10 protein-coding genes and 1 riboswitch are annotated in these 12,117 nt (G+C 63.0%); of the genes, 4 read left to right on the top strand and 6 right to left on the bottom strand.

From position 1 onward, the window contains the following. Positions 1 to 16 precede the first annotated feature (16 nt). Complete coding sequence (locus tag JKL45_RS03070) at positions 17 to 190, bottom strand: hypothetical protein (protein WP_201859632.1); 174 nt, start codon at positions 188 to 190, stop codon at positions 17 to 19. A gap of 124 nt (positions 191 to 314) precedes the next feature. Continuing rightward, positions 315 to 1,625, bottom strand: coding sequence for an Hsp70 family protein (locus JKL45_RS03065; protein WP_201859631.1), 1,311 nt, complete (start codon positions 1,623 to 1,625; stop codon positions 315 to 317). 183 nt (positions 1,626 to 1,808) lie between these two features. Here JKL45_RS03065 and JKL45_RS03060 point away from each other — a divergent pair, with 183 nt between their 5' ends. The 4 genes from JKL45_RS03060 (at position 1,809) to JKL45_RS03045 (ending at position 7,652) form a co-directional block, all read left to right on the top strand. Beyond that, on the top strand, positions 1,809 to 4,151 hold the full coding sequence (locus JKL45_RS03060; protein WP_201859630.1) for a Tex family protein: 2,343 nt from the start codon (positions 1,809 to 1,811) through the stop codon (positions 4,149 to 4,151). Between the two features lie 47 nt (positions 4,152 to 4,198). Further along, positions 4,199 to 4,305, top strand: a riboswitch (TPP riboswitch). Positions 4,306 to 4,375: 70 nt separating this feature from the next. Further along, positions 4,376 to 5,380 (top strand): thiamine ABC transporter substrate binding subunit, encoded by a 1,005-nt coding sequence (thiB, locus tag JKL45_RS03055; RefSeq protein ID WP_201859629.1) that lies wholly within the window; start codon positions 4,376 to 4,378, stop codon positions 5,378 to 5,380. 6 nt (positions 5,381 to 5,386) lie between these two features. Beyond that, positions 5,387 to 6,964 (top strand): ABC transporter permease subunit, encoded by a 1,578-nt coding sequence (locus tag JKL45_RS03050; protein ID WP_201859628.1) that lies wholly within the window; start codon positions 5,387 to 5,389, stop codon positions 6,962 to 6,964. Then, positions 6,951 to 7,652 (top strand): thiamine ABC transporter ATP-binding protein, encoded by a 702-nt coding sequence (locus tag JKL45_RS03045; RefSeq protein WP_201859627.1) that lies wholly within the window; start codon positions 6,951 to 6,953, stop codon positions 7,650 to 7,652. The genes JKL45_RS03050 and JKL45_RS03045 overlap by 14 nt, the downstream gene beginning before the upstream one ends. Positions 7,653 to 7,662: 10 nt before the next feature. Here JKL45_RS03045 and JKL45_RS03040 read toward each other — a convergent pair whose 3' ends face one another. The 4 genes from JKL45_RS03040 to JKL45_RS03025 form a co-directional block, all read right to left on the bottom strand. Next, on the bottom strand, positions 7,663 to 8,754 hold the full coding sequence (locus tag JKL45_RS03040; RefSeq protein ID WP_201859626.1) for an ABC transporter ATP-binding protein: 1,092 nt from the start codon (positions 8,752 to 8,754) through the stop codon (positions 7,663 to 7,665). Between the two features lie 25 nt (positions 8,755 to 8,779). Next, the gene (locus tag JKL45_RS03035; protein WP_201859625.1) at positions 8,780 to 9,607 is read right to left on the bottom strand and encodes a carbohydrate ABC transporter permease; all 828 of its coding nucleotides are present in this window, start codon (positions 9,605 to 9,607) and stop codon (positions 8,780 to 8,782) included. 13 nt (positions 9,608 to 9,620) lie between these two features. Next, a complete protein-coding gene (locus JKL45_RS03030) occupies positions 9,621 to 10,583 on the bottom strand; it encodes a carbohydrate ABC transporter permease (protein WP_210345648.1) in 963 nt (320 codons plus the stop codon). 73 nt (positions 10,584 to 10,656) lie between these two features. Then, positions 10,657 to 11,946 (bottom strand): ABC transporter substrate-binding protein, encoded by a 1,290-nt coding sequence (locus JKL45_RS03025; RefSeq protein ID WP_201859624.1) that lies wholly within the window; start codon positions 11,944 to 11,946, stop codon positions 10,657 to 10,659. Positions 11,947 to 12,117 lie beyond the last annotated feature (171 nt).

Raw genomic sequence — 12,117 nt, 5'->3', positions numbered from 1 at the left:
CTGCCCAGCTATGCCTTTAGCTGCGTCCGGAGCCGCTCTTCTTGCCGCCGCCATCCTGCTTGTTGACGGTCGCCCAGGCGCGCCGCTCGGCTTCCTTCTCGGACATGCCGCGGCTCTCGTAGGATTCCTCGATATGCTCGGCCTTGCGCTTCTGCTTGTCCGTATAGGCGGACTTGTCACCGCGTGACATGGCACTCTCCTGATCGTGTCGCCGCTCGAATGAGATGACTTCGCACAGGCTCAACCGAACTATCGGAGAACGGTTCCGTAACTCTGTTCTCAGGTGTCTGTCGCATCAGCCCACTGGAGCAGATCTAGTTGGCAACCGCCCATCGACCCGGATCCTCCGTCTGACCGATGAGGGCAAGACCATAGGCGATCGATTCGAACTGGTCGGCGGAGGTCAGGCAGTTCTCGCCGAAGCGCTCCACGAACAGGCGACGAATGGCAGGCACGAATGATGTGCCGCCCGTAAGGAAGACGCGCTCGATCTGCTCCGGCTTCACACCGGCCTTGGTGAGGGCCTCATCCACAGTGCCGGCAATCTTCTGGACGTCCTCGGCGATCCAGCCTTCGAAATCAGCGCGAGTGATCCGCGCCTGGACATCGACACCCTCACCCTGAAAATGGAAATCCGTCTCTTCCTGGCTTGAAAGCGCTACCTTGGCAGACGACACGGCGCGATAGAGGGCAAAGCCCAGATCGTATTCGATGATGTCGATGAATTTCTCGAGCGGTTCAGGCTCGAGAGCGGCACGGGCGAGTTCCCGCAGCTCCTTCAGATCTCCGCTGCCCTTCATCATGGCGAGCTGGTTCCAGCGGGCGAAGTTGGCGTAGTAGTGGTTCGGGATCGACAGGATCTTTCCCATCGAGCGGTAGAGCCCGCCCTTGCCTAGGCGGGGCGAAACAACCCGGTCGACGATCCGGTAGTCGAAGGCATCGCCGGCAAGCCCGATGCCTGCATGGCCCAGAGGCTCGGCCCGCAGGGCTCCGCCTTTTCTGGAAAAACGCATGACAGAAAAGTCGCTGGTGCCGCCGCCGAAATCGGCCACAAGCACGGTCGCATCGTGGTCGAGCTGCCGCGCATAGAAGAAGGCGGCTCCCACAGGCTCGTAGACATACTGGGCATGGTCTGCCCCAAGGCGACCGAAGGCAGCCCGGTAGCGCTGCATGGCGAGATCGTCATCCGGGTTGTAGCCGGCGAACTGGACCGGCCGGCCGATGACCACGTTCCGCGCTCCCCAATCCAGCCGTGAGCCGCCATGGCGCGCCAGCGTACGCAGGAAGGCGCTCAGCAGGTCCTCGAAGCCGTAGCGCTCCCGGAAGATGCGCGTTTCCTTGAAGGTGGCGCTCGCCGCGAAGGTCTTGAACGACTGGATGAACCGGTGGGCGTGAAGCCCTTCGAGGAACTGCTCGATGGCCCAGGGGCCGCCCTCGACCTCGGTGCGCAGGCCGTTGCCGTGGCGTTCGTCCCAGAAGCAGAGCGCAGTTACATAGACCTTGAGGCTCTCGCCCCCATGCTCGAAGGTCAGCGCCTCCACATGCCCGTCCGGACCTGCAATGGCCACGACCGTGTTGCTGGTGCCGAAATCGATGCCGATGGAAAAATCACGGGATTGTGGCATGAGGACCTCGGGCGCGGACGGGAAGGGCCGGACGGTCTATACGCCAAGGCTTTCGGAGCCAAGCGAAATTGCCGGGAAAAATGCTTTCCCTACGGGCACTGCGACCCTGGCGCTGTGGACTGGCCGTTGACCCGGGGGCGCCCCGCACCGTAGAAGCCGCGCCTCAACCTTTCGGAGACTTTCATGCAATCCATCGGTCAGCGCATTGCGAGCGAACTGAATGTCCAGGAATGGCAGGTCAAGGCGGCCGTCGACCTCCTCGACGGCGGTTCGACCGTGCCCTTCATCGCGCGCTACCGCAAGGAAGTCACCGGCACCCTGGACGACGCCCAACTGCGCACCCTGGAGGAGCGCCTAGGCTACCTGCGCGAGCTGGAGACCCGTCGCAAGACGATCCTCGACAGCATCCGCGAGCAGGGCAAGCTTACCGACGAGCTGGCGCTCCAGATCAACACCGCCGACACCAAGGCGCGGCTTGAAGACCTCTATCTGCCCTACAAGCCGAAGCGGCGCACCAAGGCGCAGATCGCCAAGGAGGCCGGTCTGGAGCCGCTGGCCGACCTGCTCCTGAATGAGCCGACCCGTGACCCGAAAGAGGCTGCGGGCGCTTTCGTGAATGCCGAAAAAGAGATTGCCACTCCGGAGGCGGCGCTTGAGGGCGCCCGCTCCATTCTGGTCGAACGCTTTGCCGAGAACGCGGAGCTGCTGGGTGCCCTGCGCGACATCTATTGGGAGCGCGGCAGCCTCACCTCCAAGGTGCGGGACGGCAAGCAGAATGACGGCGCGAAATTTTCCGACTATTTCGACTTCGCCGAGCCTCTGCCCAAGCTGCCCTCCCACCGCATCCTCGCGCTCTTCCGCGGCGAGAAGGAGGAGATCCTCGATCTGCGCATGGAGGAGGACAAGGACGCGGCCGAGCCCGGCTATGTCAGCCGCTATGAGGGCCGCGCCGCGCTGGCGTTCAACATCACCGATCAGGGCCGTGCCGGCGACAAGTGGCTGCTCGACACGGTGCGCTGGGCGTGGCGGACGAAGCTGCGTTTCTCCATCGAGCTCGATATGAAGATGAAGCTCTGGCAGCTCGCCGAGGACGAAGCCGTGAAGGTCTTCGCCGGCAATCTGCGCGACCTGCTGCTCGCGGCTCCTGCCGGTGCGCGCCCGACGCTGGGCCTCGATCCGGGCTACCGCACCGGCGTGAAGGTCGCGATTGTGGATGCCACCGGTAAGGTGGTGGCCACCGACACGATCTACCCGCACGAGCCTAAGCGGCAATGGGACGAGTCCATCGCTATCCTGGCGCGCCTCTGCCGTGTGCATAAAGTCGAACTCGTCGCTATCGGCAACGGCACGGCCTCGCGCGAGACCGATAAGCTCGCGGCAGAACTGGTGTCGAAGCACCCGGACCTAAAGCTCACCAAGATCATGGTCTCGGAAGCGGGCGCTTCCGTCTATTCGGCCTCCGCCTTTGCCAGCCAGGAGCTGCCGGATCTCGATGTGTCCATACGCGGCGCAGTCTCCATCGCCCGACGCCTGCAGGATCCGCTCGCCGAACTCGTGAAAATCGACCCGAAGTCCATCGGCGTCGGGCAGTACCAGCACGATCTCGCCGAGTACAAGCTCTCCCGCTCCCTCGACGCGGTGGTGGAGGATTGCGTGAACGCCGTCGGCGTCGATCTCAACACGGCATCCGCACCGCTGCTCGCCCGCGTGTCAGGCCTTGGCGATTGGGTCGCGCAGAACATCGTCAGCCATCGTGACGCCAATGGTCCGTTCAAGACCCGCAAGGCCTTGACCAAGGTCTCAGGGCTCGGACCCAAAACCTTCGAACAGGCGGCCGGCTTCCTGCGCATCCCGAACGGCGATGACCCGCTCGATGCCTCCGGCGTCCATCCGGAGGCCTATCCGGTCGTGCGTCGCATCCTTGAAGCCACGAAGAGCGACATCAAGGTGGTGATCGGCAACGGAGCGGTGCTGAAGAAACTCAACCCGCAGAGCTTCACCGACGAGAAGTTCGGCGTGCCGACCGTGAAGGACATTCTAAGCGAGTTGGAAAAGCCCGGCCGCGATCCACGCCCCGAGTTCAAGACCGCCACCTTCATGGATGGCGTGGAGAAGATCAGCGATCTGAAGCCCGGTATGATGCTGGAAGGTGTCGTCACCAACGTGGCGGCCTTCGGTGCCTTCGTGGACGTTGGTGTGCACCAGGACGGGCTCGTGCATATCTCGGCGCTCGCCGACACCTTCGTGAAGGATCCCCGCACCGTCGTGAAGCCGGGCGATATCGTGAAGGTGAAGGTGCTCGAGGTCGATATTCCCCGCAAGCGCATCGCGCTCACCATGCGCATGAGCGACCCGGCCGAGAAGCGGCCGGTCGGCCGGCAGGATGACAATCGCGGAGCTTTCCAGAAGCACCGAGCCCAAGCGGAGCGGAAGCCTGCGGCACCAGCTCCGGCTTCCGGTGGCGCCCTGGCGGACGCCCTTCGCCGGGCTTCAATGGCCAGCGGCAAGGACGGCAATCGGAAGTGATGTCAACAGGGGTGGCTTGTAGCCGCCCCTGAACTGTTCTAGAAGCGAAGCGTCTCACGGGGAGCCTCATACGGGGCTGAGAGGCGGCCAGGCCGCCGACCCGTCGAACCTGATCCGGGTCATGCCGGCGGAGGGAATGAGCATGCGACATCGCCATAAAAGCCATGCCCCGTGCAATTTGCGCCGCCTGTCCGGCCTGCCTCTTGCATGGGAGCGCCCTTAAGATGTTACGCCGACTGCTTCTCACCTTCATTTCGCTCGGGCTCGCCACTGGCCTCGCCCAGGCTCAGACCAAGCCGACGCTCACCGTCTACACCTACAGCTCGTTCGCCGGAAAATACGGTCCGGCCAAGACCGTCGAAGAGCGGTTTGAGGCGACCTGCAACTGCGACCTCACCTGGGTTACCGCCGAGGATGCCGGCAGCCTGCTCGGACGGCTGCGTCTCGAAGGCCAGAACACCAAGGCGGATGCGGTCGTGGGCCTCGACATGAACCTCGTGGCGGAAGCCAAATCCCTCAACCTCTTCGCTCCACACAGCGCCGAGGTGAAGGACCTGTCGCTTCCCATCGAGTGGAAGGACGACACCTTCATTCCGTTCGACTGGGGCTACTACGCCTTCGTGTATGACGCCAACAAGCTGCCGAACCCGCCCAAGAGCCTGAAGGAACTTGTCGACAATCCCAACGGCCCGAAAGTGGTCCTGCAGGATCCCCGCACCAGCGCGCCGGGCCTCGGTCTTCTGCTCTGGATGCAGAAGGTCTATGGCGAGAAGGCCGGCGAGGCCTGGGGCAAGCTCAAGCCCCGCATCGTCACCTTCACCAAGGGCTGGTCGGAGGCTTATGGCCTCTTCATGAAGGGCGAGGCCGACATGGTGATGTCCTACACCACGTCTCCTGCCTATCACATCGTTGCGGAGAAGAAGGACAACTACAAGGCCGCCGCCTTCACGGAAGGGCACTACCTTCATGTGGAACTCGCCGGCATGACCCGCACGACGAAGCAGCCGGAGCTCGCGAAGAAGTTCATGGCCTTCATCCTCAGCGAGCCGTTCCAGACGGCAATCCCTGAGACTAACTGGATGTACCCGGCGAAGAACCCGCCTTCCGGCATGCCGGCGGCTCTCAAGGGGATGATCGAGCCAAGCCAGGCGCTTCTTTTCACACCCGAGGAGGTGCAGCAGAACCGCCGCGCCTTTACCGATGCCTGGCTCAACGCCACCGCGCGCTGATTGCTCATGCTGACCTTGAGGCTGCCCCATCCCGGAACCCTGGTGGCCTTTGCCATCCTCGGCCTGGTTGCGGGCGGCTTCATCGCGCTTGCCACATTCGATGGAGGAACGCCGACGCTTTTCTCCATCGGCCCCTACCTCGGTCGCGTGCTCGCCTTCTCGATCATCCAGGCGACGCTCTCGACCATTCTGTCCCTTGGCCTCGGCATCGGTCTGGCGCTCGCGCTTGTCCGCCGCTCATTCCCGGGCCGAGGCATTGTTCTGGCTGCCTTGAGCACCACGATGGTGATGCCCACCATCGTGGCGGTTTTCGCAGTTTTCGCCGTGTATGGCCGCAGCGGCTGGCTTGCTGAGATGCTGGCCTCCTTTGGATGGGAAGGAAACTTCAGCATCTTCGGCTATCCGGGCATTCTCATCGCCCACGTGTTCCTGAACGCTCCCTTCGTGGCGCGGATCACGCTGGATGGCTTGAACCAGATCCCCGCCGAGCACTGGCGTCTCGCGACGGCCTTCGGCTTCACGCCGGCGCAGATTTTCCGCCACCTCGACTGGCCCGTGCTGCGCGCTGAGCTGCCCGGCATTACAGGCCTCATCTTTCTCATGTGTTTCAAGAGCTTCGCCATCGTGTTGGCTCTGGGCGGCGGCCCGAGCCGCTCCACCCTGGAGGTGGCGATTTACGAGGCGCTCAAGATCGATCTCGATTTCGGCCGCGTGGCCTGGCTGGCGCTGATCCAGCTCGCGATCTGCCTCTCGATGACCGCGCTGCTGCACTGGGCCTTCACACGCCCACCTGTCGGTCACACCATCCGCAATCTCGTCCGCCGTCCCGATGCGAACGATCGTCGCCTGAAAGTCCTGGACGGCATTATGCTCGCGATCGCAGCCCTGTTCATCGCGCCGCTCGCCCTCAGCGTCCTGACAGGCATTCGCAACATGCCCGACATCCTGGAGGCGGATCTTCTCCAGGCTTTCTTCACGAGTATGATGATCGCCGCCGGAGCAGCCGTGATCGCCTGCCTACTCTCTCTCGCGCTCGCCTCCGCCGCAAGGCGCCGGCGCCTTGCCTTACGCTCTCCGCGCATTGCTGCCTTCTACGATTTCCTGCCCGATACGCTCCTTGCCGTTCCGCCCTTTGCGCTCACCGCCGGCCTGTTCCTGTTGATCCAGCGTTTCGGGGATCCTTCGTCCGCCGGTCTGATTCTCCTGCCGCTCATCAACGGGCTGGCGGCCGTGCCCTTCGCCTACCGCTTCGTCGCGCCGCATTTGCTCACCGTCGAGGAACGCTACGGGCGCGTGGCAGCCTCTCTCGGCGTCACCGGATGGGCAAAGCTGACAATCATGGACTGGCCTGTGCTCAAGCGGCCGCTCGCTGCAGGCTTTGCCTTGGCCATGGCCCTGTCGTTCGGTGATTTCGGCATCATCGCCCTTTTCGGCGGCACGGAGCTGGTGACGCTGCCTTACCTTCTCTACGAGCGTCTCGGCGCCTACCGGCTCGACGAGGCCTCGGCCATCGGCCTCGTCATCGTTCTCGTGGCCTTCCTCCTCGCTCACATATCAGGTCGCCTGTCCCATGCTGGCCATTGAGAACTGCCGCCTCTCCTGGCCCGATTTCGTCGCCGATTACTCGCTGACGGTGAAGGCGGGACACCTCTGCGCCGTCATCGGCCCGTCCGGCGGCGGCAAGACCACCCTGCTGCACATGATCGCCGGCTTTGAGACTCCGGAGAGCGGCACGCTGACCCTCGACGGGCAGAACCTGCTGCCGCTCGCACCGGCCAAACGGCCGACGGCAATCGTGTTCCAGGATCACAACCTGTTTCCGCATCTGAACGTGGCGCAAAATGTCGGCCTGGGTCTGCGGCCTTCGCTGCGCCTGACCGATGATGAGAAGCTGCTCATCAGGGAAACGCTGGAATCGGTTGGCCTTGAAGGCTTTGATACCCGAAGGCCCGGCGAGATGTCGGGTGGTCAGCGCCAGCGTGTGGCCCTGGCCCGCGCCCTCGTGTCCGGCCGCCCGCTGATTCTGCTCGACGAGCCTTTCAGCAGCCTCGACCCCACCCTGCGGCGAGACATGATCCTCCTCGTCGACGAGATGCGGCGCAAGCGGCCCGTCACTATCCTCATGACGATCCACACCCCTGAGGATGCCGCCGACGTGGCCGATCAGATGGTGTTCGTCGCCGACGGCAAGGTCGTTGCTTCGGGTCAGCCTGCCGACATTCTCAACAGCGCACTGGCGCCGAGAATCGCGGCAGCCGTATCGGATTCATAGAGGTTCCGCTTCAGGAACGCTCGGGCAGAACCGACAGGCCCGCGGCATCGAAGACATGAAGCGCGCGGGTCGGCACATGGGCTGTATAGTCGCCGCCTGGGCTCGCCTCGGTCTCACCGGGTGCACGAACGATCACGTCGTCCCCGCTGGCCAGCCGCATATAGACATAGCTCGACTCGCCGAGCTGCTCCACGGCGTCGATGGTGCCCCTGAGGGATGTGGAACCGGCTCCCCCCGCTTCCATGTGCTCGGGCCGGATTCCCACCGTCACGTGATCGCCGGACTTCACGCTGCCGGGCCTCACATCCAGGGTAGCCTCCGTGCCGGCAAAGCCGATGGTGACGCTGCTCCCCTCGGCGCGAAGAACCTGTCCCTTGATGAAGTTCATGCGCGGCGAACCGATGAAGCCGGCAACGAACAGGTTGCGCGGCGAGCGGTAGAGCTCCAGCGGCGCCCCCACCTGCTCGATCCGGCCCTGGTTCAGTACAACGATCTTGGAGGCGAGCGTCATGGCCTCGACCTGATCGTGAGTGACGTAAATCATGGTGGCGCCGAGATCGCGATGCAGCTTGGCGATCTCGAGACGCGTGTTGACGCGAAGCGCCGCATCGAGGTTCGACAAAGGCTCGTCGAAGAGGAAGACGCTGGGATTGCGCACGATGGCCCGGCCGATGGCGACGCGCTGCCTCTGACCGCCCGAGAGTTCCCGCGGCTTGCGGTCGAGAAGCGGCGTCAGTTTCAGGATCTCGGCCGCCTGCCGCACCCGGCGGTCCGCCTCTGCCTTGTTGGTCTTGGCGAATTTCAGCCCGAAGGCCATGTTCTTGTAGACGTTCATATGCGGGTAGAGCGCATAGGACTGGAACACCATGGCGATCTTGCGATCCGCCGGCGGCAGCTCGTTCACTCGCCTGCTGTCGATTCGGATCTCGCCGCCGCTGACTGTCTCGAGGCCCGCGATGATGCGCAGCAACGTGGATTTGCCGCAACCCGATGGGCCGACGAACACCACGAACTCGCCATCGTCCACGGACAGGTTGATGTCGCGCAGGATTTCGGTGGCCCCGAAGGACTTGTCAACTCCATGGAGGGAAACGTCAGCCATTGCGGTCAATTCCTGGAAGAAGCTGTCACTTCACGGCGCCGGCGGTCAGGCCGCGCACGAGATAGCGCGAGAAGAGAAGGTAAAGAACGAGAACCGGCGCAATCGCCAGCGTCAGGGAAGCCAGCACCGCATTCCAGTCGGTCACGTATTGGCCGATGAACTGCTGCACGCCGAGGGTAATCGTCTGCTTGCCGTCGCCGGGCGCCAGGATCAGCGGGAACCAGAGATCGTTCCAGACCGGCACCATGGTGAACACGGCGACCGTTGCGATGGCCGGACTGATCAGGGGCAGAATGATGCTGAAGAAGATCCGGTACTCGCTCACGCCGTCGCAGCGGGCCGCATCGCGCAGGTCCTTCGGGATCTGCTGGATGAACTCGCCGAGGATCAGGATTGCGAGAGGCAGCCCCTGAGCCACATAGACGAGGATGAGCGCCGTCAGGGTGTTGACGAGGTTCAGCTCCACCATCATGCGCAGGATGCTGACGCTGCCGAGGCGGATCGGCACCATGATGCCGATGGCGAGATAGAGGCTGAGCAGCGTGTTGCCGCGAAAGCGATATTCCGTCAGCGCCCAGGCGGCCATGGCCCCGATCAGGACGATGAGAACCAAGGACACGAGAGTGACAGTCAGGCTGTTGAAGAAATAGAGGCCGAAATCGGAATTGGCGAAGACACGGTCGAATCCGATTGTCGTCCACGTCTGACCGTTCGGAAGGCCGAGCGGGTCGGCAAAGATCGCCCGCCGGGTCTTGAAGGCGTTGATCAGGATCAGAAAGATCGGCCCGAGCGCCAGGATCGTGTAGAGAATCAGGGCGAAGTGTACGGCGATGCGGCCGGGTCTGATGGTCATGTCCCCGGTCTCCTCAGAACGTATGCCGCTGCAGCCGCCGCTGCACGCCGAACAGATAGATCAGCACGCCGATCAGGATAATGACCAGCATGGCGGTCGCCACCGCTGCCCCCATAGTCGGGCTGCCGACCTGGAGCTGGAAACCGAAGAAGGTGCGATAGAAGAAGGTGCCGAGAATGTCGGTCGAGAAGTTCGGGCCTGCCAGTGCCCCCTTGATCGCATAGATCAGGTCGAAGGCGTTGAAGTTGGCAACAAACGTGAGGATCGACACGACGCCGAGCGTCGGCAGGATCAGCGGCAGGCGCACGAACCAGAACACGCTGAACGGCCCTGCCCCATCGACGGTCGCGGCATCGAGCAGATCGTCGGGGATGTTTAGAAGGGCCGCATAGATCAGCATCATCGGAATGCCGACGAACTGCCACACGGAGATGAGCGAGACCGTGAGCAGGGCCGTCGATTCCTGCCCCAGCCAGGGACCGAAAAGGCTGCCCAGGCCCACCGCCTTCAACAGGCTCGGCGCGATGCCCCAGAGCGGGTTGAGCATGAGCTGCCAGATGAAACCGATGATGACCACGGACAGCATCGTCGGCAGGAAGATGAGGGTGCGGTAGACGCTGCCACCCGTCAGCCGTGGCAGGCTGAGCAGCATGGCCAATCCTAACCCGATCCCGTTCTGCACCACCATGTGAATGGCGAAGAAGATCAGGTTGTTGCGCAACGCGTTCCAGAACTGGCCCGACCAGTTGGGATCCGTCAGAAGGGTATGGAAATTCTGGAAGCCGACGAAGCTGCGGGCGCCGGTCTCGTCGCCGGCATAGAGGCTCAGGCGGATCGTGTCGATCAGCGGATAGATCGAGAATACGCTGTAGATAACCAGCGCCGGCGCCAGAAAAACCGCAATGTGAATCGGAAAGCGCGAACGGGTGGGGACCACGTCCGTCACTGGCACACTGGAGGCCGTGAGATCCGTCATGCTGCTCCAGGTCGAAGGAGAAAGGGGACCGGGTCGCTCCCTCCGAGCGACCCGCCTTCACACGCCTTAGCGCTTACTTCTTGTGCGGCTCATACCAGCTGGCAAGCCCGTCCTCGGCCTTCTTGGCCGCCTCTTCGGGCTTCATGGTGCCGTTCATCACCTGGGCGCTCACGTTCCAGAGCTCATTCTCGAGATTCGGCGTGCCGCGCGACAGGATCTGGTAGGAGTTGCGGATCGAGCTCTCGCAGGTTCCGCGCCAGCCGACGAACTTGGCCGCCACCGGATCCTTTACGTCAACCTTCGCCTTGGAGAGCGGGAAGAAGCCCGGCAGCTCGTTGGCGTAGATCTCGGCGAATTCGGGCGAAGCCACCCATGACAGGAAGGCCTTGGCGGCTTCCATGTTCTGCGACTTGGCGTTGATGCCGATGGCGATATCCGTGTGATCGCTGATGTAGCACTTGTCGCCGGCATTCACCACGGGCGGGGCGAAGGCGTCGAACTCGAAGTCGGCCTGCTTGCGGAAGATCGGAACGTCCCAGGAGCCGGCCGGATAGATGGCCGCGCGGCCCAGGGTGAACAGGTTCTGGGTGTCCGGATATTTCTGCGCCTTGTAGCCGTCGCCCATATAGGGAGCCCAGCTCGCCAGTTCCTTAAACGCGTCAACATAGGGCTTGTCGGTGAACTTCTGCTTGCCCTCGACGAGCGCCTTGCGGCCCTCTTCGCCCTTCCAGTAGTTCACGCCGATATTCTGGAAGCCCATGGTGGCGGCTTCCCACTGGTCGGCCGTGCCCATAGCGATGGGCGTGTACTTGCCGTCGGCCTTGATCTTGTCGAGCACCGCATGGAACTCGGCCACGGTCTTCGGCGGCGTCAGCTTCAGCTCGTCGAAGATTTCCTTGTTGTAGACGAAGCCGTGGATCACCGAGGCCATCGGCATGCAGAAGGTGGTCTTGCCGTCGTCCGTGGACCAGGCGCTCTTCGCCACGTCCGAGAAGTTCTCGATGCCCTTCACGTCGTTGACGGAGGCGAGATTGCCCTTCTTGAACAGGTCGAGGGAGGCATCGAACGGCCGGCAGGTGATGAGGTCGCCGGCGGTTCCGCCTGCCAGGCGCGCATTGAGAGCAGCGTTGTATTCGGTCGGCGGATCGGCCTTGAACTGCACCTTGATGTTCGGATGCTTCTTGTTGAAGGCTGGAATGATCTTGGTGTTCCACACATCCGCGTCGTCGTTTCGCCAGCTCTCGATGGTGAGCGTCTGGGCCGAGGCGGCGTTGGCGAAAGCCAGAGCGGCCGCGACGACGGATGCCGTTGCCAGCAGCTGTCCCGCACGGCGCCGGAAAGCCTTCGAATGGAGCGTCTTCATTGTTTTCGTCCTCCGTAGCCCTAAAGGCGGCTTTGAGGCGCGCCTTGCGAGCATGTTCCCTTTTGTTGCCCCGTGCCCATTATGTGCATTCTTGTGCTTCCAGCGAGCAGCGATGACTGTTTCACTGGACGATGCGTTGGACAAGTGACCTCATATTGGTATCGACAAAAT

The organism is Microvirga soli, from assembly GCF_016734765.1.
Taxonomy (GTDB): Bacteria; Pseudomonadota; Alphaproteobacteria; order Rhizobiales; family Beijerinckiaceae; genus Microvirga; species Microvirga soli.
The sequence above is the reverse complement of the archived record's forward strand: the minus strand, read 5'-3'. Positions and strand labels throughout refer to the sequence as shown.